Origin of the sequence: Cupriavidus necator (assembly GCF_016127575.1) — a bacterium.
GTDB classification, from domain to species: domain Bacteria; phylum Pseudomonadota; class Gammaproteobacteria; order Burkholderiales; family Burkholderiaceae; genus Cupriavidus; species Cupriavidus necator_D.
On sequence record NZ_CP066019.1, the window covers coordinates 1197452 to 1218604 of the forward strand.

General features: G+C 65.4%; 16 protein-coding genes and 1 pseudogene. 7 read left to right on the top strand and 10 right to left on the bottom strand.

The genetic code is table 11. The features are described from left to right. Positions 1 to 12: 12 nt before the first annotated feature. From I6H87_RS24445 to I6H87_RS24480, 8 genes and pseudogenes are all read right to left on the bottom strand, one after another. Positions 13 to 1506, bottom strand: coding sequence for an N-acyl-D-amino-acid deacylase family protein (locus I6H87_RS24445; RefSeq protein WP_011617024.1), 1494 nt, complete (start codon positions 1504 to 1506; stop codon positions 13 to 15). A gap of 31 nt (positions 1507 to 1537) precedes the next feature. Beyond that, the gene (locus I6H87_RS24450) at positions 1538 to 2530 is read right to left on the bottom strand and encodes an ABC transporter ATP-binding protein (RefSeq protein WP_010812468.1); all 993 of its coding nucleotides are present in this window, start codon (positions 2528 to 2530) and stop codon (positions 1538 to 1540) included. After that, the gene (locus I6H87_RS24455; protein WP_011617025.1) at positions 2527 to 3582 is read right to left on the bottom strand and encodes an ABC transporter ATP-binding protein; all 1056 of its coding nucleotides are present in this window, start codon (positions 3580 to 3582) and stop codon (positions 2527 to 2529) included. Before I6H87_RS24455 ends, I6H87_RS24450 begins: the two co-directional genes overlap by 4 nt. Before the next feature lie 16 nt (positions 3583 to 3598). Next, positions 3599 to 4492, bottom strand: a pseudogene (locus I6H87_RS24460) (ABC transporter permease). Positions 4493 to 4519: 27 nt separating this feature from the next. After that, positions 4520 to 5455: an ABC transporter permease gene (locus I6H87_RS24465; RefSeq protein ID WP_010812471.1), complete on the bottom strand. Its 936-nt coding sequence runs from the start codon at positions 5453 to 5455 to the stop codon at positions 4520 to 4522. A gap of 34 nt (positions 5456 to 5489) precedes the next feature. Next, positions 5490 to 7073 carry an ABC transporter substrate-binding protein gene (locus I6H87_RS24470; protein ID WP_011617027.1) on the bottom strand — a complete coding sequence of 528 codons (1584 nt, stop codon included), beginning with the start codon at positions 7071 to 7073 and terminating at the stop codon, positions 5490 to 5492. Positions 7074 to 7133: 60 nt separating this feature from the next. Next, positions 7134 to 8588 (bottom strand): M81 family metallopeptidase, encoded by a 1455-nt coding sequence (locus tag I6H87_RS24475; RefSeq protein WP_011617028.1) that lies wholly within the window; start codon positions 8586 to 8588, stop codon positions 7134 to 7136. A 51-nt stretch (positions 8589 to 8639) separates the two neighbouring features. Beyond that, positions 8640 to 9806 (bottom strand): NAD(P)/FAD-dependent oxidoreductase, encoded by a 1167-nt coding sequence (locus I6H87_RS24480; protein ID WP_011617029.1) that lies wholly within the window; start codon positions 9804 to 9806, stop codon positions 8640 to 8642. A 187-nt stretch (positions 9807 to 9993) separates the two neighbouring features. Here I6H87_RS24480 and I6H87_RS24485 point away from each other — a divergent pair, with 187 nt between their 5' ends. Continuing rightward, positions 9994 to 10731 (top strand): helix-turn-helix domain-containing protein, encoded by a 738-nt coding sequence (locus I6H87_RS24485; RefSeq protein ID WP_011617030.1) that lies wholly within the window; start codon positions 9994 to 9996, stop codon positions 10729 to 10731. 20 nt (positions 10732 to 10751) lie between these two features. On the opposite strand, the gene I6H87_RS24490 is transcribed toward I6H87_RS24485, so the two are convergent. Beyond that, positions 10752 to 11033, bottom strand: coding sequence for a hypothetical protein (locus tag I6H87_RS24490; RefSeq protein WP_155737077.1), 282 nt, complete (start codon positions 11031 to 11033; stop codon positions 10752 to 10754). Between the two features lie 98 nt (positions 11034 to 11131). Between I6H87_RS24490 and I6H87_RS24495 the strand changes: the two genes are divergently transcribed. The 6 genes from I6H87_RS24495 to tssL all read left to right on the top strand — a co-directional run bounded on the left by I6H87_RS24495 (position 11132) and on the right by tssL (position 19582). Further along, positions 11132 to 13582 carry a type VI secretion system Vgr family protein gene (locus tag I6H87_RS24495; protein ID WP_011617031.1) on the top strand — a complete coding sequence of 817 codons (2451 nt, stop codon included), beginning with the start codon at positions 11132 to 11134 and terminating at the stop codon, positions 13580 to 13582. 13 nt (positions 13583 to 13595) lie between these two features. Further along, positions 13596 to 14471, top strand: coding sequence for a DUF4123 domain-containing protein (locus I6H87_RS24500; RefSeq protein WP_011617032.1), 876 nt, complete (start codon positions 13596 to 13598; stop codon positions 14469 to 14471). After that, positions 14458 to 15075, top strand: coding sequence for a DUF3304 domain-containing protein (locus I6H87_RS24505; RefSeq protein ID WP_081225781.1), 618 nt, complete (start codon positions 14458 to 14460; stop codon positions 15073 to 15075). The genes I6H87_RS24500 and I6H87_RS24505 overlap by 14 nt, the downstream gene beginning before the upstream one ends. Before the next feature lie 92 nt (positions 15076 to 15167). Further along, a complete protein-coding gene (locus I6H87_RS24510; RefSeq protein ID WP_011617034.1) occupies positions 15168 to 15824 on the top strand; it encodes a DUF3304 domain-containing protein in 657 nt (218 codons plus the stop codon). Further along, positions 15821 to 18211, top strand: coding sequence for a T6SS phospholipase effector Tle1-like catalytic domain-containing protein (locus I6H87_RS24515; RefSeq protein ID WP_011617035.1), 2391 nt, complete (start codon positions 15821 to 15823; stop codon positions 18209 to 18211). Before I6H87_RS24510 ends, I6H87_RS24515 begins: the two co-directional genes overlap by 4 nt. A 63-nt stretch (positions 18212 to 18274) precedes the next feature. Beyond that, complete coding sequence (gene tssL, locus I6H87_RS24520; RefSeq protein WP_011617036.1) at positions 18275 to 19582, top strand: type VI secretion system protein TssL, long form; 1308 nt, start codon at positions 18275 to 18277, stop codon at positions 19580 to 19582. Positions 19583 to 19743: 161 nt separating this feature from the next. Here the strand turns inward: tssL and I6H87_RS24525 are convergent, their stop codons facing one another. Beyond that, on the bottom strand, positions 19744 to 21048 hold the full coding sequence (locus tag I6H87_RS24525; protein WP_011617037.1) for an MFS transporter: 1305 nt from the start codon (positions 21046 to 21048) through the stop codon (positions 19744 to 19746). Between the last annotated feature and the right edge of the window lie 105 nt (positions 21049 to 21153).

Here is a 21153-nt window from a genome sequence, read left to right on the forward strand (position 1 = left end):
TTGCTGCGGGCCTCAGGCAGGCGCCGCATTTCCCGCCTCGGGACCTGCTGGCCGCGTGATGACCTGCCCGTCGCGGGCCCCGCTGTGCGCGCCGTGCTGCCAGGTAATGGTGCCGTTGACGATCACGGTGTCGATGCCTTCGGCTGGCCGGGTGGGGGTTTCGTAACTGGCGGCATCGCGCACGTTGGCCGCATCGAAAACGACGATGTCGGCATGGTTGCCCACGGTAAGCGTGCCGCGCCGGTGCAGGCCGAAGTTGCGCGCCGTCAGTCCGGTCATTTTCCAGACCGCCGTCTCCAGCGGGAACAGGCCGACCTCGCGGCAGTAGTGCCCCAGTACGCGCGGGAAGGTGCCCCACAGGCGCGGATGCGGGCTGGCGCCGACGGGGATGCCGTCGGAGCCGATCATGGTTTCGTCGAAGGCAAGGATGCGCTGGACATCGTCCTCGTCCATCTGGAAGTAGATCGCGGTGCCCGGCTGCAGGCGGCGCGCGGCTTCGTCCTTGGGCACGCCCCATTCCCTGGCGATGTCGTCGAGATCGCGGCCCGCGCATTCGGGGTGCGGTTCGCTGGCGGCGATCAGCACCCGGCCGTCGAGCATGCCGCGGTCAGTGCGGATCATGGTGGAGCCGGCCGTGTACGGGTAGCAGTCGAGCGACACGCACTGGTGCTTCATGGCCTCGCGGATAAAGGGCAGGGTTACCTGGCTCTTGCCAAAATTGGCCTGCCTCTGCACCTTGTGGTGCGACACCACCACCGGCACGTCGAGCTCTCGGCCGATGCGGAAGGTCTCGTCGAGCGAGGCCATGACGTGGTCGGACTCGTCGCGCATATGGGTGACGTAGAGCGCCTTGCGCACACTGAGCGGCCGGCAGACTTCGATGATCTCCTCGGTCGTCGCCATGGCGGCGGGCGGGTAGAAGGTGCCGGTCGACAGGCCGATCGCGCCGGCCTGCATGGCCTCCTCGACCAGCGCCTGCATGGCGGCGATCTCCTTGGCATCGGCTGGCCGGTCCAGCGCCGCCATGGTGACCGCGCGCAAGGTCGAATGCCCGACCATGGCGGCTACATTGACCGAGCTCGGCATGGTACGCAGCGCGTCGAGGTAGGCGGCGAAGGTGGTGAAGCGGCCTTGCGCCGGTGTGTCGATCAGGCTCAGCGGCATCGGCAGATCCATGTCGGCGCGCAGCGGCGCGGCGCTGATGCCGCAGTTGCCGGCGATCACGGTGGTGACGCCCTGCGAGACTTTGAACGGCATGGTGGGTTGCGACAGCACCGCCTGGTCATCATGCGTGTGCGCGTCGATGAAGCCTGGGGCGACGATCAGGTCCGTTGCATCCAGCACGCGGTCGGCCGTGTGCCCGGCGAGGTCGCCGATCGCAGCGATGCAGCCGTCGCGCACGCCGATATCGGCGCTGAAGCGGGGTGCCTTGCTGCCATCGATCACGGTGCCGCCGGCGATCAGCAGGTCATAGTGCGGGGCGTGTGCAGAGGTGGGGTCGGACATGGGATTCCTTTCCTGGACTGGAGCGTGGCGGTCAGCGGAAATGGCAGGCCACGTGGTGGATGCCGGTGGCGGAGGGACGTTCGGTCAGCAAGGGGGCCTGCTCCTTGCAGCGGGCTTGCGCATGCGGGCAGCGCGTGTGGAAGCGGCAGCCTGCCGGCGGATTGGCCGGGCTGGGCGGATCGCCCTGCAGCAGCAGGCGCCGCGCGGGCCTGCGCGGGTCGGGCACCGGCACGGCGGACAGCAGGATCTCGGTATAGGGGTGGCGCGGCGCCGAGAACAAGGTGTCGCGGTCGGCCAGTTCGACGATCTGGCCGAGGTACATCACGGCGACCCGGTGGCTGATATGGCGCACCACGGCCAGGTCGTGCGCGACGAACAGGTAGGCGATGCCGAACTCGGCCTGCAGGTCCATCAGCAGGTTGACCACCTGCGCCTGGACGGAAACATCGAGCGCCGATACCGGCTCGTCGCAGACGATCAGCTTCGGGTTGAGTGCCAGCGCGCGCGCGATGCCCAGCCGCTGGCGCTGGCCGCCGGAGAACTCGTGCGGGAACTTGCGCACGGCTTCGGGCCGCAGGCCGACCTTGCTGAACAGCCATTGCACGCGCTCGTTGCGCTCGGCACGCGACTGCAGGCCGAAGTTGCGCAGCGGCTCGCCCACGATCTCGCCCGCCGTCAGCCGCGGGCTGAGCGAGGCATAGGGGTCCTGGAAGATGATCTGCAGGTCGCGCCGGCGCTGCCGCATGGCGCTTGCCGGCAGGCCCAGCAGTTCCTCGCCGTCGAGCTGCACCGAGCCTGAAGTCGGCTCGATCAGGCGCAGCACCGACTTGGCAGTAGTGGTCTTGCCGCAGCCGGATTCGCCGACCAGCGATAGCGTCTCGCCGTGCTCCACGGTGAAGGACACGCCGTCCACAGCCTGGATCGGCGGGCTGCCCGGTGCCAGCCAGCGCCGCGGTGCGAGGTAGTGTTTCTTCAGGCGGTCGACCTTGAGCAGGGGCGCTGGCGTGGCGGAGATTGTGCTCATGCGATGGCTTCCTGGGCTTGCGGGTTGCATTCGATGCGGCCTTCCTCGACGGCGAAGCAGGCCACCGCATGGTCGCCACCGTGGCGTGTGAGCTGCGGCAGCTCGCGCGCGCAGCGCGCGTTGGCATGCGCGCAGCGTGCCGCGAAGGCACAACCGCGCCGCGCTTCCTGTGGCGAGGGCACCAGGCCGGGGATTTCGGCCAGGCGGCGGCTGCTGGTGTTCATCGACGGTATCGATGCCATCAGCGCGCGGGAGTAGGGGTGCAGCGGGCGGTCGAACAACTCAGTGACGCTGGCTTCCTCGACCTTGAGCCCGGCGTACATCACGATCACGCGGTCGCAGCATTCGGCCACCACGCCCAGGTCGTGCGTGATCATCACCACGCCCATGCCCAGTTCCTGCTGCAGGCGGCGGATCAGGTCCAGGATCTGCGCCTGGATGGTCACGTCGAGCGCCGTGGTGGGTTCGTCGGCGATCAGCACCTCGGGATTGCAGGCCAGCGCCAGCGCGATCATCACGCGCTGGCGCATGCCGCCCGAAAGCTGGTGCGGATACTCGTTGACGCGGCGTTCGGGCTCTGGGATCTGCACCAGCCGCAGCATTTCCACCGCGCGCCTGAGCGCCTCGGAGCGGCTCGCGCCCTGGTGCAGCTGCACGGTTTCGCCAATCTGGCGGCCAATCGTCAGCACCGGGTTCAGCGAGGTCATCGGTTCCTGGAAGATCATCGAGACGCGATTGCCGCGGATGCGGCGCATCTCGCGTTCGCTGAGCTGCAACAGGTCCGTGCCGCGCAGCCGCACAGCGCCGCGGATGCGTGCCGGCGGCGTGGGCAGCAGCCGCATGATGGACAGCGCCGTCACGCTCTTGCCGCAGCCTGACTCGCCCACCACGCCCAGCGTCTGGCCGGCACGCACGGTGTACGAGACGCCGTTGACCGAGCGGGCCGGCCCGGTGAGCGTGTCGAAATGCGTATGGAGGTCCTCCACTTCGAGCAGCGGCTCGCCCGTGGCCGGCCTGACATGGGACATCGCGCGCGACATCGTGATGGTCATGGTTGCGCTCCCGGATTCAGAGTTGCCGCGCCAGGCGCGGATCGAGCGCGTCGCGCAGGCCGTCGCCGAGCAGGTTGATGGCCAGCACCGTCGCGGCCAGCAGGATGCCCGGGTACAGGATGATGTGGAAGGCCACGGCCACGAAATTGCGCCCCTCGGCCATCATGTTGCCCCAGCTCGGCATCTGGGCCGGCACGCCGACGCCGAGGAACGACAGCGCGGCTTCCGTGAGCACGGCGGTGGCGGCCACGAAAGTGGCCTGCACGATCAGCGGCGCCACCATATTGGGCACCACGTGGCGCATCAGGATCACCGGCAGGCGGGTGCCGACCGCATGCGCCGCCTCGACGTAGAGCTGCTCGCGCAGGGTCAGCGCCAGCGAGCGCACCAGCCGCACCACGCGGGGGACCTCGGGTATGGCGATGGCGATGATCACCGCGCCCAGGCTGGCCTGCGTAACGGCCATCAGCGCGATCGCCAGCAGGATGCCCGGGATTGCCATCAGGCCGTCCATCACGCGCATCACCAGGGAGTCCGCCCGGCGCACGAAGCCTGCGACCAGGCCCAGCAGCACGCCGGACACGGTTGCCAGCAGCCCGACCGACAGGCCCACGATCATGGAGACGCGGCCGCCCCAGACCGCGCGGCTGAATACGTCGCGGCCGAGCGCGTCGGTGCCGAACCAGTGCTCGGCCGATGGCGGCTGCATGCGCGCCAGCGGGTCGATGTCCTGCGGGTCGACGGTGGCAATCCAGGGCGCGCCGAGGGAGAGCACGGCGATCACCGCCAGCAGCAGCGCGCCCAAGATCAGCGTGGGGTGCTTGCGCGCCTAGTGCCAGCGCGGCAGCACGAAAGGCGCATGGTCGGGTGCCGGTACGGCAGGTTCGGTCGCGGGCAGGGAAGTGGTCATGTCAGCAGTGTCTCGCGGCGAAAGCCATCAGTACTTGATGCGCGGATCGAACAGCCGGTAGCTGAGGTCGATCATCAGGTTGATCAGCACGTAGACCCCGGCGGAGACCAGCAGCACGCTCTGGATCACCGGGTAGTCGTGGCGCTGCACCGAGTCGACCACCAGGCGGCCGACACCCGGGATCGCAAACACGGTCTCGGTCACGACCACGCCGCCGATCAGCAGCGCGATGCCCATGCCGACGGTGGTGGCGATCGGGATCGCCGCGTTGCGCAGCGCGTGGCCCAGCACCGGCAGCACGCCCAGGCCCTTGGCGCGCGCAGTGCGGATGTAGTCCTCATGCAGCACTTCCAGCACGGTGGCGCGCGTCATGCGCGTCACCAGCGCGATATAGACCAGCGCCAGGTTGACGCAGGGCAGCACCAGGCTGCGCAGCCATGCGCCGGCGCCGTCGGCGAGGCGCGCATAGCCCTGCACCGGGAACCACGGCAACTGGATGGCAAAGGCGTAGACCAGCAGGTAGCCCACCAGGAACACCGGCAGCGAGAATGCCAGCACCGCGAACAGCATTACCAGCCGGTCGACCCAGCTGCCGGCGCGGTACGCGGCCAGCGTTCCCAGTGGCACCGCGACCAGCAAGGTCAGCAGCATGGTCAGCGCGGCGACAGAGACGGTCGGCTCCAGCCGCTGTGCCAGCAACTGCGCCACCGGCACCTGGGTGAAGATGGAGGTGCCGAGGTCGCCGGTGGCGAGCCGGCCGAGCCACAGCAAGAACTGCCGCCACAGCGGCTGGTCCAGCCCCAGCACGCCGCGCAGCCTGGCGATGTCGTCAACGGTCGCGAGGTCGCCTGCGATCAGCGCCGCCGGATCGCCCGGCGACAAGTGGATCAGCAGGAAGACCACCACGGCCACCACTGCCATCACGGGCAGCGTCGCGGCCAGGCGTCTGAGCAGGTAGCCCATTGTCGTGTTTCCCCCGGTGGTTCGTGCTTCGTGGTTATTTGTCGAGCATCCAGACCGTGGGCATGCCGGCCCACATCTTGTCGATGCCCTTGAGGCTGGCACGCGCCGCGAACGCCGACGAGTACTGGCCGGCGTTCACATAGGGCACCGCCTCATAGGCGCGCTTCTGGAAGGCATCGAGCAGTTCCTTGCGCTTGGCGGGCACGGTCTCGCGGACCCAGGCCGTGCGCAGTGCGTCGAGCGGCTTGTCGCAGGGCCAGCCGGGCAGGCTGGTGCCGCAGGGGGCGCTGAGGTAGGCATTGGTGATCGGGGAATCGGCATCGAACTCGCCCGCGACGGTCACGTACATATTCCAGCCCCCGGCCTCGGGCGCATCCCGCTTGGCGCGGCGCGCGCCGATGGAGGCCCAGTCCATGTTCTGCATGTCGACGTTCATGCCCATGCTGCGCATGGTCTGTGCCGCCATCAGGGCTTCAGCGTTGAGCTGGGGAATGTCGGTCGGCACCAGCAGCACCACCTTTTCGCCCTTGTAGCCCGCCGCACCCAGCAACTGCCTGGCACGCGCCGGATCGGCCTTGCGGTACGGTTCGGCGCCGGCAGCGGTATCATTGGGGCCGCCGCAGATGAAGAAGGTGGCGCAGTAGTTGATGCGCATGTCGAGCGGATAGCCCATGGCCGCGGTGAAGCGTTCCTGGCTGACCGCCTGCAGGAAGGCCTGGCGCACTTTCGGGTTGTTGAATGGCGGATGCAGCTGGTTCATCACCAGCACGCCCTGGTAGGCGCCGCCCGAGCCGATCTTGATGCTGGCGTCGCCGCGCAGCGGGGTGATGTAGTCCGGCGGTACCTGTTCGATCAGGTCGACCTCGCCGCGCTTGAGCGCCGCGATGGCGCTGTTGGCGTCCGGCAGGTAGAGCCATTCGACGCGGTCCACGCGGGGCTGCTTGCTGCCGGCGAGGCCGCTCGCGGGCTCGCTGCGTGCCACGTAGTGCGGGTTGCGCACGAACACCGCCTTGTTGCCCGGCACCCATTCGTCGCGCTTGAAGATGAAGGGGCCGGAGCCCAGCACCTCGGGCAGCGGCGCGGTGGCGGGCATCCTGGCCAGGCGCTCCGGCAGGATCACCGGGGGATAGCCCGAGGGCTTGGCCAGCGCATCGAGCACCATGCCAAAGGGCTCCTTGAGCGTCAGCGTGAACGTGCGCGCGTCGACCGCCTTCCACTCGGCGCCGGCTTCGCCCATGGCTCGGCCCAGGCTGTCGCGCGCGCCCCAGCGCTGCAGCGAGGCGATCGCGTCGGCCGAGGTAACCGCGCTGCCATCCGAGAACTTCAGGCCGGGACGCAGCGTGAAGCTCCACTGCCGGCCATCCTTCGAGCTGCTGTACTTCTCGACCATCTGTGGTTGCGGCTTGCCCCTGGCGTCCTGCGCGAACAGCGTGTCGTAGACCATGTAGCCGAAGTTGCGCGTGATGTAGGCCGTGGTGAAGGTCGGATCGAGGATCTTCAGGTCGGCATGCGCCACGACCTTGAGCGTCTTGGTCTGTGCCAGCACGGGAAGGCTGGCGCCTGCCAGGACCAGGGCGCCCGCCGCGAGCGCGGCGGACAGGGATCGGTTTGGTGTCATGTGCAGTCTCCGCTTTCTTCGTTGTCGTTGTTGTCGTGATCGCAGCCAGGCGGCCGGCGCTCAGGCCGCGGCGCTGTCCAGGGGCCACTTGGGCCGCTGGATCTTGCGATAGGGCAGGGTCGTGAGGTCAAGCGTGACGGCCCCCGGGGCGCCTGCGTAGATCACGTGCCTTGCCACTTTCGAGAAGGACGCGTAGAAGTGCTGCGAGGACTTGACCACGATGATCTGCTTGCGCGCCAGGTCACAGCCCAGCTGGGTGAACATGTCCGTGCCCATGGCCTGGTTGCGCAGCGTGTTCAGCACGATGTCGATGCCGTTGGCTTCCACCAGCGCGCAGTCGCCCATCGGCACCGGCGCGTCGGACAGCCCGGTCATCACCATGTCGGGCAGCAGAGCCTTGACCGTGCAGTCCAGATCCAACGGGTCGCCCGATAGCGGACTGATCTTGCCGCCGATGCGCATCCGCAGGCGTGCGCCCACGCCGGCATCGAAGGCGATGCGCACCGCGATCGGGTCCCACATCGGGCCGACCGCCGCATTGCCGATGCCGCGCTCGATCATGCGACGCAGGACAAAGGTGGAGTCGCTGGCTGCGCCGCCGCCGGGATTGTCGGCGCCGTCGGCCAGCACCACTGGCCCGCCGTCGCAGGCCAGCGCCTCGTCAAGCGAGGTGTCGATGTCCGGGTAGCGCACCGTGAGCCCGTCGCGCATGGCGATCAGTTCGTCGGCGAGTTGCCGCGCCAGCGCATCGGCCCTGGCCTGGTTGCCATCGACGTAGACCAGGACCTTGGTGCCCATCGCCGGCACATCGCCCCATGAAAACCCATGCGCCAGCGAGATCGACAGCACGCCGTCGCGCCCTTCCAGCGACTGGATGCGGTCGATGAAGCCGCGCGCCGGCTCGCGCGAGGTGTGGACCGTGACGATCATGCTGCAATCGACCACCGCCGCCACCGGGCGAACCTTGCCTGCCACCGTGGCCGCGCACAGGTCGACCAGTTCCAGCGCGCGTTCCAGCACGTCGGTATGCGGGTATTCCTTGAAGGCGACCATCACGTCGGCGTATGCCGTCATCTCGGGCGTCAGGTGGCAGTGCGGGTCCAGCTCCGCGCCGATCACCACGTCCGGGCCGACGATGGCGCGCACACGCTGCAGCAGGTCGCCCTCGCAGTCGTCATAGCCATCGGCCACCATCGCGCCGTGCAGGCCGAGCAGCACCATGTCCACCGGCAGCGCCGCGCGCAGGTCGGCCAATAGTTCCTCGCGCAGGGTTTCGTAGGCATGGCGGGTGGTGGTGCCGCTGGGCTGCGCGCCGGCGACCATGCCTTCGCACAGCTGCCAGCCGCGCTCCTTGCCGCGGATCCGTGCAGCCCACAGCGGCCCTGAGAAAAACGTCATCTGGTCAGGATGCTGGCCGGCCGCGAAGTAGCCGCGATCCCTGAAGGACGCCAGGCCGGTGGGCATCGGCGCAAAGGTGTTGGTTTCGGTAGCGAGGGAGGCACTGAAGACACGCACGATGGTTGGCTCCTGGTCAGTCGGGGATTAGCGGTTGGGGGAAAGCGCGATTCAGGCCGAAGCGGCCAGGCGGCGCAGGCGCGCCGGCCCAAGCATCCCGGCGCTCAGGCCGAACGAAGCAGGATGCGCCGGCACCGGCAGGCCGCGCGCCAGCGCGGCACAGGTCTCGCCCATGGCCGCCGAGGTCTGGATGCCGTAGCCGCCCTGGCCCGCCACCCAGAAGAAGCCCGGCACGGCGTCGTCGAACCCGCCCACCAGGTCACCGTCGGCGACGAAGGAGCGCAGCCCGGCCCAGGTGCGCGCAGGGCGGCGGATCCTGAGCGAGGTCGCGGTCTCGATGCGGTCGATGGCAAGCGCGATATCCATTTCCTCGGGCTGGACGTCCTGTGGCTCGACCGGGTCGGCATTGGCCGGGGAGCCCAGCAACATGCCGGCATCGGGCTTGATGTACCAGTCCTCGTCGGCGCCGAAGACCATGGGCCAGCCGCTGGTGTCCATATCCGCGGGCGGAGCAAAGACGAAGGCAGAGCGGCGGCGGGGTTCAATCCCCAGCGGCTGCACGCCGGCCAGCCGCGCGATGACGTCGGCCCAGGCGCCGGCGGCGTTGAGTACCACCGGTGCCGCATATACCGCCCCGCCAGCCTCCACGCGCCAGTGGTCCCGCACGCGTGCCATGGCCGTGACTTCGGCATCGCACACCAGCTTGCCGCCGGCCTGGCGCATGCCGCGCAGGTAGCCCTGGTGGATCGCGTCCACATCCATGTCCGCGGCGCCGGGCTCATAAACGCCGCCGATCACTTGCTCCGCGCGCAGCGCTGGTACGCGCTCGCACGCTTGCGCGGCACTCAGCAGGCGGGCGTCGGGATCGACGGCGCGCACCACGTCCCAGTGCGCGTCAAGCAAATGCTGTTGCCCGGGGCCGGCGACCATCAGCGCGCCGCGCGGCGTGAGCAGCGGGTGCGAGGCAAAACCCGGCGGCGGATCCTGCAGGAAGGCGCGGCTTGCCATCGTCAGCGCGCGGACCTGCGTGGTGCCGTAGCTTTCCATGAACAACGCCGCCGAGCGGCCGGTCGAGTGGTAGCCAGGCTGGGCTTCGCGTTCGAGCAGGATGACGCGGCCATGGGGCGCGAGCCAGTACGCGACGGAAGCACCGGCAATGCCGCCTCCGATGATGAGATAGTCGGCTCGAATCGGTGAGGCAGCGTGAGTCGGGTGCATGGATCAGGTGGCAGGAGAGCGCCTGCGGGGCGCTCATGCATTCGGAATGGGAGTGAGTGTAGGCAAGAATTTGCGTATATGCAAATTGCGGATACGCAAATCTTGCGCTAAGGTGGGCGGCAAGGGGATAAGCCTTGGCGCGGTCTGCTCTGTTAGCATTCCGTCCAACGGAAAAAAGGACGCAGGCTTGAAACCACACACCGCCCAGGGGCGCGGCAGCGGCATCGGGACCGATGACGGCGAGTCGCGCACGCTCGACCGTGAAACCTTTGGCAAGCGCCTGCGCGCGGCGCGCAAGGCCTTTGGCTGGACGCTGGCGCACCTCGCCGAACTGTCGGGAGTCTCGATCACCACCATCTCGCGTGCGGAGCGCGGGCAACTGGCGCTGGGCTACGAGAATTTTGCCGCGCTGGGCCAGGCGCTGCAGATGGACATGGGCTCGATGTTCGCGGGTGCCGGCACGAAGACGTCACCGTTCCAGGGGCCGGTCGTGACCCGGGCCGGCGCGGGCGTGACCTACCGGGGATCGTCGCTGACCTATGAGTTTCTTGGCACAGAGGCCGTCGGCAAGCAGATGAGCCCGGTGGTCGGCACCGTGCATGCGCGCCGCATCGAGGGCCCCGGTGACTTCTCGCGCCATCCCGGCGAGGAGTTTGTCTATGTGCTCAGCGGCGAGATCGAAATCCATTTCGACAACGGCGAGAAGCTGCACCTGGCGCGGGGCGATGCGTTGTATTTCGATGCCCGCATGGGCCACGCCTACATCAGCGTAAGCCGGCAGCTCGCCCGGATCGTGGGTGTGACCACCAGCGAAAGCAACTTGATGAAGTCGGCCCAGGCGGCGAAGCCGGAGGCCGTGCCAAAACGGGCCGTCGGGCGCACGCAGGGGAAAGCCGCCGCGACCAGGGGCAAGGGCAAAGGCTGAAGGGGGCGGAACCCGCGCTTTCAGGTTCCGAGGTGAAACATTGCTTGCGGAGCCCCGTGTGGCCGTGGATACGGCATGGGGTCGGTGTTCTTCGCCATATTCTTCGTGGCCGACCAGCAGCTGTCGCATTTCTTTACGGCGGCGGCGCGGCTTGCATGCCGTTGCGAGCAGGCTGTCCCTGGTGAATTCGGTTTTTTTTGAATTCTGGCTTCATTTTTCTTGAAGAGCAAAATCAGAATCGCCTGATTTATTTTTTCGGCAGCACCATTTTTACTATCCATCTTGAGTTGCAGCGCCGTCATTCAATGACCGCCGCAGCGATAGCGTGCCGCGAGACGCAGCGTATCCAGTCACTAGTTTGTTTCGGCACGAAAGCGTTCAACTCCACGGAGTGCTTCGCATGGGTAGCCGATTACCGTTTTCCTCCCGTACCGTTACCGTATCCGGTGATGGGTTGCCGGAACTATTGGGACAGCCGCTGCTAGTATTTTCCAGGCTGTCCGGCACCGAGGGTATCAATTCGCTGTTCGAGTATGAGCTGGAACTCAAGACGCCGGACGACCGCAATGTCCTGTACGGTCCGGCGGGCGATTTCGACCTGGAAGCCATGCAAGGCAAGGAGCTGACAGTCAGTATCGAACTGGACGGCTCCGGCAGCGGCCTGGACGGCGGCCTCGGCAGGGGCAAGCGCGAGATAACAGGGATCGTCACCGATGTGCGCGGCCCTTACCACGAAAACGAGCGCATTCGCTATCGCCTGACCTTGCGCCCCTGGTTTTGGCTCGGCACGCTCACCTCCACCTTCAAGCGGTTCCAGAACATGAATGTCCTGGAAATCGTGGAAGTGGTGCTGAGCAGATATACATTTCCGGTCGAGCGCCGGCTTTCACTCATCGAGTATCCCAAGCGCCAGTATCAATTGCAGGCCGGCGAGACCGACTACCAGTTCGTGCGCCGGCTGCTCGCAGAGTGGGGCCTGAATTTCCATTGGGAGCACACGAACGGCCATCACCGCATGGTGCTGACGGATGGCAATGGCGCCTTCCAGAACATCCCCAGCCCCGCGTATCACACCATCAACTGGTATCCATCCTCGGACCGGGTGGACGAAGAACACCTCCACCAATTCGAGGTACGCGATTGCCTGATTACAGGCTCGTGGGCGCACGGGGATTACGACTACAACCAGCCCCGCGCCGACCTGAATGTCTCCGTTGACGACCCCCGCGAGACCAGCCATGCCACCTATGAACTGTACAGCTGGCCAGGCGATTACGTTCAGCCCAAGTCCGGCAATGACGCCCGCAAGGAAGGCGACATGCTGGCGCGCATCAATATGGAACGCCTGCGGCAACACGGCGTGCGGGTGCGCGGCCAGGGCAACGTGCGCGCAATGGCGCCGGGCCACACCTTTACGCTGAAGCGCTTCCTGCGTGCTAAGGCCAACCGCGAGTACCTGATTTTCGCTACGCGCCTGCTAATCGAGGACGTGGGCGAGTTCGCGGGTAGCGACCAGCAATGGCGCTGCGAGGTGGAATTCGAAGCCCAGCCCACCAGCGAAATCTTCCGGCCCGAGTCGGTCAAGAAGCCTTACATCGGCGGGCATCACATCGCCAGGGTCGTCGGCCCGGCCAATCAGGAAATCTGGAGCGATGATCTGGGACGGGTGCGCTGCCAGTTTGTCTGGGATCGTTACGGTAGTTTTGACGAGAATAGCTCCTGTTGGATTCGCGTAACCGGTTTTTCATCGGGCGGTCGTTTCGGCAACACGCACCTGCCGCGCATCGGCCAGGAAGTCATTGTCATATACGAGGGCGGAGACCCGGATCGGCCAATCATCATCGGGCCTGTCAATAACCGGCTGAACCTGCCGCCGTGGCAGTTGCCCAGCCAGCATGCATTGTCCGGCTACCAGAGCAAGGAACTGTTCGGCGAAGGCCGCAACCAGACCCTCTACGACGACACGCAGGGCCAGCAGCAGGTGCAAGTCGGGTCGGACTACCAGAACAGCCTGCTGGCCCTGGGCCACATTGTCCGGGTGAGGGGTTGGGAGGGACGCAAGGACAAGCGGGGAGAAGGGTTCGAACTGCGCACCGACGCGCATGGCGCGCTGCGCGCCGCACTTGGCCTGCTTATCACCACCTTTTCGCGCCTGAACGCTGAAGGCAACGCGATGAATGTGCGGGATGTCGTCCAGTTGCTCGAACAGGCACAGGGCATTGCCGCCACCATGGGAGAGAAGGCGACTGAAGCCCAGGCCCAGGACGGCGAACAGACCGACATTGCAAAACTGCTGGAGAAGCAGCTCGAGCAAATCCAGGGCGGAGGCGAACTGAAGGAATTTACCGCCCCCCATCTGGTATCGGCCAGCCCCGCCGGCATCGTCTCCACGGCAGCGGGTTCGACCCACATCGCCAGCGGTGGCGACACCGCACTGACCACGGGGGAACACCTGTCCGTCACCGCCGGTGGCGGCTTCTTTGCCAGCGTGCGCAAGGCGCTGCGCATGTTCGCCTATGAGGCTGGCATGAAGCTGGTTGCAAACATGGGCGATATCGACCTGCAAGCCCTGAAGAACAATATCAATCTGCTGGCGAAGCTCAAGATCACCCTGACCGCCGACGAGATCACCATTCAGGCCAGGCAGAAACTGTTGCTGGCAGGCGGCGGCAGCTACCTGCGACTGGACGGCAACATCGAGCATGGCACCAACGGCAGGTTCACCGTCCACGCCGCCAGCAAGCTGCTGACCGGGCCTAACAGCATCCCGACGGAACTGAGCACAAAGCAGGTCTGCCTGGAATGCCTGCTCAAGGCAGCCAGGCGCAACACGGGCCTGTTGCTGCGCTGACCCGAGACCGGCGATGACAACCGAACCAAACACCGTCTATATCTACGCGCTCGCCGACGGCGCCCAGCACCCGCTGCTGATTGGTGACCTGATGCGCGAGGCCACCGAGCACCGTAATGTGTATGCCGGCCTTCCCGAGGAAGAAGCGGGCGACGCCTCGCTGTTCCTGGCGCACATTGCAGATGCAGGCGAACCGTGGCTTGCCAGGCTGGATGAACTGGACTTGCTCGCCCCCTGCATGACCCTGATCTGGAGCCGCATCGGGATCGACGCGCTCGCCACGCACCTGCGGCAGTTCCTGATCGCCGACCTCGGCGACGGGCTGAACGCCATGGTGCGTTATTTCGATCCGCGCAACCTGCGCACAGTCATGACGCTGTGGGGCGAAGAGACGACGCACAAGCTGATGGAACCCATTCTCCAGTGGAAGTACCGCGGCCATGATCCCGAGTGGAAGCGACTGGATGGGCCGCTGAACGGCAATCAGTTCGAGACGACACCAGTTGCCATTGCATTCGATGAGCAGCAGGTTGATGACTTCATGGCGCACTGCGAGCCGGATCAGATGCTGGCGGGCCTCGTTGAAGACGGCACCGTACCGGGCGATGGTCCCTACCTGCCGCGCTTCCTGGATTTCGTTGCGCGTTACAAGCGCGTGGCTGCCTGGCGGCTCATCGAGCCCGCCGACCGCCTTGGGTACTGCCAATACTCGTACCGCTATGGCGCCGACTTTGATCAAGATCCAGACGTGTACCGCGCGTTGGAACAACGGATGCACGAGGGCGGCAGCTTCAACGCCTGCATGGCCCATGTTCCTGACTACGTGTGGAAGCGCGTGCTTGCCAGGCAGGCCGATCAACAAGCGGAGAGAAACGATGACAAGAAATAGCTTGAATCGGAAGCGCGCACATCGATGGCAAGCCGCACTGGTGTTGCTGGGCGCGCTCGGTGTCCTTTCCGCATGCTCAGGCGAATCGCGGACTGACTTGGCGGCAAAAACCACGGTTGGAGCTGAGAAGGAGCACGTAAGTCCCGGCAGCGCTCGCGGTCTGAACTACTCGTCCGATGCCATCTATAGCTATTACGTCACGGGGCCACGAGGAATGAACGGTGGCGGCGCAAACATGGGGCCTGCATACAAAGAAGGGCCTGCCGAACCTGGCGAGATGTGTTGCGTCGGCATCCCTCAGCCATGGAAGCCCGGCACGCAACTACGCATCGAATGGGAGCGCGACCGCAAGCCGTTTGACTACAAGGACAGAAGCGGGCTGGCGGTGCTGACCGCAACAGTCACCGTGCCGGAATACGGTCCGGATACCTACGGATTCTGGGCGATATTCCTACCGGGGGATCGTGTCAAGGTGATGGTCATGGACGGCAATGCGAATGGTCACAATTCCGTCAGAACGAAGCCCGCAGATGACGACCCTTTCGTCGTTCAAGGTGTACGTGACGAGGCCCTGACCCAGCAAGCACTGAAGAGGTTCCAATGATGAGCGAGGGCGCACCTTCAACGCCTGCATAGCGGACTACGTGGGGAACCGTGTGATCGTCACGCAGGCCGATCAACAAACGGAGAAGAACGATGAGAACAAGTAGCTTGATGCGAAAGCGCCTTCCTTCATGGTTCGCCGCGCTGGTGTTGCTGGGCGCGCTTGGAGCCCTTTCGGCATGCTCGGGGGAATCGCGGACTGACTTGGCGGAAAAAGCCACCGCTGGAATTGAGAAGGAGCACCTATCGGCCGATACCGCCGGCGGAGCCGCCAAGGAAGAAATCTATGGGGGTGGGGTGCGCGGGCTGAACTACTCGTCAGATGCCATCTATAGCTTCAGCGTCACCGGGCCGCGGGGCATGAACGGCGGCGGCGCAAACATGGGGCCTGCATACAAAGAAGGCCCTGGCGAAGCGGGCGAGAAATGCTGTATCGGGATTCCGAAATTCTGGAAGCCAAATACGCAACTGAAGATCAAATGGGAGCGTGACCGCAAGCCCTTCGACTACAAGGACAGAAGCGGGCTGGCAGTGCTGACCGCAACGGTCACCGTGCCGGAATACGGTCCGGATACCTACGGATTCTGGGCGATATTCCTACCGGGGGATCGTGTCAAGGTGATGGTCATGGACGGCAATGCGAATGGTCACAATTCCGTCAGAACGAAGCCCACAGAAGACGACCCTTTCGTCGTTCAAGGTGTACGTGACGAGGCCCTGACCCAGCAAGCACTGAAGAGGTTCCAATGATGACCGCTTTCCGCCTGCCTATTGCCATGCCGGAAACGGATAAGGGTCGCCTTCCCGAGGGAAAGCGCGCCTACCAGAATGGCAAGACCACCGTGGACGATCCCCATGGCGACTGTGAACAGACAATTCACATCAACCTGTTCTTCGATGGCACCAACAACAATGATGATGTCAGAACTCCTGCCCGCTGGCGGGATTCTACCTACAAGACGCATACCAATGTTGCGCGGTTGTTCCGGGCCTGCCCTACCCGCCCGCAGCAGGGGATCTTCAGTTCTTACATTGCGGGAGTCGGTACGCTCTTTCCCGAATTGGGCGAACACACCTATAGCAGTAGTGGCAAGGCTTTTGCGAGCGGCTTTGCCAAACGCTGTGCTTGGGGTTACACGCGCGTGCTGAACGCCGTGTACCAAGCTATGGTTCCGGGAGACGAAAATGGTCTCATCAAAGATGACGAAGCTGCCAAGATTTGTGCGAAGCTCGACTGGAACCTGGGTTCCTCCCTACTCACTGCCAAGGAGAAGCACCTCGGCAGCCTATACGACTCGCTGGTTCGCCAGTGCAAACGCAATCGTCTCGTCAGGAAGGCATACGTCAACGTTTTTGGCTTTTCGCGCGGCGCGGCGGGCGCCCGAGTGTTCGTCAGCAAGCTGATCAACTACTGGGCCAAGGCCGGGAAGCTGGCGGGCAAGATCGACTACGAAGTCAACTTCCTGGGGCTGTTCGATACGGTTGCGTCGGTGGGCCCGCCCGAGTCGTTTCAATCCGCCGTGGATCTGGAATACTTCGACGGGCATTTCTGGGCGGCAGGGGGCGGCGCCCTGAACATTCCCGCCCAGGTGCGGCGGTGCGTGCATTTCTTCTCCATGCATGAACAACGCATGAGCTTCCCGCTGGATTCCATCCGGAAGGGGAAGAGCTACCCGGCAGGCGACAGCAAGCTGCTGGAAGTGCCCTACCCGGGCGTCCACTCGGACGTGGGTGGCAGCTACGCGCCGGGCGATCAGGGCAAGTCGGTCAAGGGCGAGGGCCACCGGTTGGGCAAGATTCCGCTGCACGACATGTACATCGAGGCACTGAAGGTCGGTGTGCCGCTGCGGCTGGTGGATGCCAAGAACGACGAAGACCGGATGGATGCGAACAACATGCAGGATTTCGCCATCGACCCTGCCGTCGCCAAGGCCTTCAACGATTGGCGGGCAACCCTGCCCGCCATTGACGGCGTGGAGAAGGCCCTCGAATTTGGCCTGCGGCAAAGCCTGCAATGGCGCGCCTTGCGCGCACGCTGGCACACCGGCACCTACATTACCAACCAAGGGTTCTACCACTATTGCGCGGAGCCGGCGAACAAGCGCGAGGACAGCAAGACTCCCCAGCAACTGCGCACTGACGTGGATAAGGCAAGGAAGGCCGATCCCGTAATCCAGAAGCTGGAACAGGACAGCATCCAGTTGAAGCTTCAGGTCCAGCAGCTCAGAGACCGCGCAATGTTTCCCCAGACGACTTCGCAGGACATGGCGGGTTTGACCAAGCGCCGAGCCCTGGAGGCCAAGATTGCCGCGAACGATGCCGCCATCGCCGCGCGGGAGAATGAGCTGATGGCGGAGGCGGTTGGCAAGAACCCGGCCGACTGCCGCCCTGGGGAAGGTGCCGATGACTTTGTCACCAATGACCGCACCGACTTGCTGGAGGCGGCTGAGGAATTCCAGTTGCTATTGGGATACCTGCACCCTGAACTTCAGCCCGGCTTGAATGTGCGGAAGGAAATGATGGCCCGGCCGGCTTTTTCACCCATCGGGGCAGCGGAACGGGTCGCCAATGGTTTCAAGTACCTGGCGATGCCCCGCGCAGAGCGTCCACGCACGGATTCGAAGCTGCTCGTTATGGTCGACGACGATATCTTGACCAAAAGCGCTGCCGTTCGCGGTTATTGGCCCATCGATGACGTATTGGTGGAACCTGCGCCGGAGATGATCCTCTACCTGAGGGCCACGACCGCTGCCAAGGCCGTGGACGACTTTGCCTTGCGTGAGAAGGCAGCCATTGAGTTGTTCGATAACTACATCCACGACAGCCGTGCCTGGTTCCGTGTGCCGAATTTCCACGAATACGCACCAGGCGGCTACGGGTGGGCCAGGACATTCTTTGTCGGCGACAGCAAGGCAGTGCGGCACCTCGGCATGAGCGCAAAGGGCGTGTTGGACAAGGTGCAAGATACCGCTCTGGCCGTCGAGCGCGAAATCGATGCCGCCAAGGACAGGGCGATGCGGGCATTGGGCGACGCAGCAGGGCGCGCAGCGGATGCCGCCCGGGATGCAGTCATCGATCAAGGCAGGAAGGCCATGGAAAAAGTCATCCCCTCGGGATTCCCGATGCCAAGACTGTGACGGACGCATGATGGCAAATGCACCGCTCTTGCCGCATCCGTCAATCCTTGAAGGAACGCCAACATGACAGCATGGCTAGACAAAGATGATCCCGCGCCGCAACGGACACGGCCGCCGAAACCAGGCTCCTCTGCCAGGCAGGCCGTAACCGGTCAGGAGACTCAGGAACCCGCCACGAAGCTTCTCCCTTCAGCCAAGACCATCGAGGTCCGCATTGCCGAGATCAACGGTGCGCGCAATCCCCTGCTGAAAGCCGCCAGGCCGCTGCTGCGCGCACTGGCAGACATCCCGCCCAAGCTGGATAAGCGCGGTGAGGTGGAACGTCTGCGCACCCTGCTGGAGCAGGAATTGCGCACCTTCCAGGCGGTGTGCGACCGACTGAACATCGACCGCAAACACACCACCGCCGCGCACTACGCACTCTGCACCGCGCTGGATGAGGCCGTGAGCCATACCGAGTGGGGCGGCGGCAGTGCGGCTTCGCTGGGCGCATGGCCTGGCAGCGCCCTGGCCTCGACCTTTCACCAGGACCGCGAGGGCGGCACCAAGGTGTTCCTCATCCTGGGCCGGTTGGTGGAATCGGTGGCCGAGAACATCGGCACCATCGAGGTCTACTACCACATCCTCTCGCTGGGGTTTCAGGGGCGGTATCGCGGCATGGCGGACGGTGACCAGCAACTGCACGCGATCCGGGGACGCCTGCTCGATGCGATCAGCAAGCACAACGGGCCAGTGCCCAAGGAACTGTCTTCCCACTCGCAGCCCGCCCCGCCTGGCCGCTTCCATCACCTGAGCGGCATCCCGGTCTGGATGACCTGCACAGCGGGCCTTCTGGCCGTCGCTGGCCTGGCCGGATACTACAAGTACCAGCTGATGCTCCAGGAGCGTGACGTAGTGCAACAGATCGGGGCCATTGGCAACCTGACTCCACCCCCCGCACCGAAGGCGTTGCGCCTGGCCGAGCTGCTCAAGGACGAGATCGCGCGCGGCGTGGTAGCTGTCAGGGACGACAACCACCGCAGCACCGTAGTGTTTCGCGGCGACGACATGTTCGGCGCGGGCCGGGCCGAGGTCAATGCGAAGCTGACGCCGACGCTGAACAAAGTGGCGGGCGAAATCAATAAGTTGCAGGGCAAGGTGCAGGTGATCGGCCACAGCGACAACCAGCCCATCAAGAGCGCCCGCTACCCGTCCAACCAGGTCCTGTCCGAGGAGCGTGCCGCCATGGTCAGCGAATACCTCGCCAGCCAGGGCGTCGCCAAGAGACGCCTCGAAGCCATCGGCAAAGGCGACACCGAGCCGTTGACGGACAACAAGACCCCCGCCGCCCGCGCGGCGAACCGGCGGGTGGAAGTGGTCGTCACACAGTAGGAAGCTCGGACGCCAAGGCGGGCTATAAAGGGCGGTTGAACCGGCGGCTTTCCCTTCACGCCTTCTCTCCCGCTACCTGGTTCACCGACAGGGCCTGCGCCGTCTGGATCAGCGGCGCCCGCGCTTCATCCAGGCTGAGGCTGGCACCGAGGCAGCGCAGGTTATGCCCGCGCTGCCTCGGTTGCCGCCGCAGCGCGTGTCCGGCTGACCATCAGCGCCAGCAATGCTGCAACCATGCAGGCCGCACCGGCCGCGTACAGCGCCGGCGTATAGGTCAGCAGCAGCGTACGGCTCAACCCCGCACCGAACGCTGCTACGGCCGCGCCGATCTGGTGGGCCGCGAAGATCCAGCCGAACACCATCGGCGCGCGTTCGCGCCCGAAGGCGGTGGCCGCCAGCTTGATAGTGGGCGGCACGGTGGCGATCCAGTCCAGGCCGTAGAACATCGCAAAGATCGACAGGCCGTACAGCGTGAAGGTCGAATGCGGCAGCCAGAACAGCGACAGGCCGCGCAGCGCGTAGTACCAGAACAGCAGCTTGCGGCTGTCGTAGCGGTCCGACAGCCAGCCCGACAGGATGGTGCCGATGAAATCGAACGCACCCATCATCGCCAGCGCCGAGGCGGCCGGCACCGGGCCCATGCCGAAGTCGCCGCACAGCGCGATGAAGTGGGTCTGGATCAGCCCGTTAGTGCTCAGGCCGCAGATGAAGAAGGTGCCGGCCAGTACCCAGAAGGTCTGGGTACGGGCGGCATCGCGCAGCACCAGGAAAGGCCCGCGCAGCGTGAACGGCGTGACGGTTTGTGCGGCGGGCGGCGTGGCTGGATGGGCCGGGATATCGCCAAACGCCGCCAGGCCGACATCGGCGGGTCGGTTGCGCATCAGTGCGAATACCAGCAGCGCCAGCGCCGCGCAGGCAGCCAGCACCGGCAGCACGGCCACGCGCCAGCCCATATGCTCGATCAGCCAGGCGGCCACCGGCAGGAAGGCCAGTTGCCCCGTCGCCGCGCTGGCCGTCAGGATGCCGATCACCAGCCCGCGCCGCGCGCTGAACCAGCGGTTGGCAACCAGGGCCGCCAGCACCAGCGCGGTCAGCCCGGAGCCAACGCCCAGCATCAGGCCCCAGGCGACAAAGAGCTGCCACAACTCGGTCGTCACGGTGGCCAGCGCCATGCCACCGGCAATCAGCGCCAGCGCGGCGCAGACCACGTTGCGCACCCCGAAGCGATCCATCAGCAGCGCCGAGAACGGTGCCATCAGCCCGAACAGCGCAAAGCGAAAGGCCAGGATCGATGAGATCTGGTCGGTGTTCCAACCCATCTCCTTGGTCAGCGGCTTAAGGAAGGCGCCAGGCAGGCCAAGCGCGGCCGAAGTGGTGAGCATCACCAGGAAGGTCAGGGCGGCGACCAGCCACGCGTAGTGGATGCCGCGCCGGTCGAGCCGGCTGGAAAGGGCTTGCGCGAACATGGGGGTCTCGTTGTCAGGGTCCGGGAAGGCGTTGGCAAAGGGCAAAGCGAAGCCATCCCCGCCGTGTCTGACGGCGGCGGGGTGTCTCAGCCTTGGGGAAAACGG

What these genes read in the sequence shown, in the direction of transcription:
- I6H87_RS24445 (WP_011617024.1), bottom strand. Translation starts at nt 1,506, where the DNA reads ATGTCCGACCCCACCTCTGCACACGCCCCGCACTATGACCTGCTGATC.
- I6H87_RS24450 (WP_010812468.1), bottom strand. Translation starts at nt 2,530, where the DNA reads ATGAGCACAATCTCCGCCACGCCAGCGCCCCTGCTCAAGGTCGACCGC.
- I6H87_RS24455 (WP_011617025.1), bottom strand. Translation starts at nt 3,582, where the DNA reads ATGACCATCACGATGTCGCGCGCGATGTCCCATGTCAGGCCGGCCACG.
- I6H87_RS24465 (WP_010812471.1), bottom strand. Translation starts at nt 5,455, where the DNA reads ATGGGCTACCTGCTCAGACGCCTGGCCGCGACGCTGCCCGTGATGGCA.
- I6H87_RS24470 (WP_011617027.1), bottom strand. Translation starts at nt 7,073, where the DNA reads ATGACACCAAACCGATCCCTGTCCGCCGCGCTCGCGGCGGGCGCCCTG.
- I6H87_RS24480 (WP_011617029.1), bottom strand. Translation starts at nt 9,806, where the DNA reads ATGCACCCGACTCACGCTGCCTCACCGATTCGAGCCGACTATCTCATC.
- I6H87_RS24490 (WP_155737077.1), bottom strand. Translation starts at nt 11,033, where the DNA reads ATGACGGCGCTGCAACTCAAGATGGATAGTAAAAATGGTGCTGCCGAA.
- I6H87_RS24495 (WP_011617031.1), top strand. Translation starts at nt 11,132, where the DNA reads ATGGGTAGCCGATTACCGTTTTCCTCCCGTACCGTTACCGTATCCGGT.
- I6H87_RS24500 (WP_011617032.1), top strand. Translation starts at nt 13,596, where the DNA reads ATGACAACCGAACCAAACACCGTCTATATCTACGCGCTCGCCGACGGC.
- I6H87_RS24505 (WP_081225781.1), top strand. Translation starts at nt 14,458, where the DNA reads ATGACAAGAAATAGCTTGAATCGGAAGCGCGCACATCGATGGCAAGCC.
- I6H87_RS24510 (WP_011617034.1), top strand. Translation starts at nt 15,168, where the DNA reads ATGAGAACAAGTAGCTTGATGCGAAAGCGCCTTCCTTCATGGTTCGCC.
- I6H87_RS24515 (WP_011617035.1), top strand. Translation starts at nt 15,821, where the DNA reads ATGATGACCGCTTTCCGCCTGCCTATTGCCATGCCGGAAACGGATAAG.
- tssL (WP_011617036.1), top strand. Translation starts at nt 18,275, where the DNA reads ATGACAGCATGGCTAGACAAAGATGATCCCGCGCCGCAACGGACACGG.
- I6H87_RS24525 (WP_011617037.1), bottom strand. Translation starts at nt 21,048, where the DNA reads ATGTTCGCGCAAGCCCTTTCCAGCCGGCTCGACCGGCGCGGCATCCAC.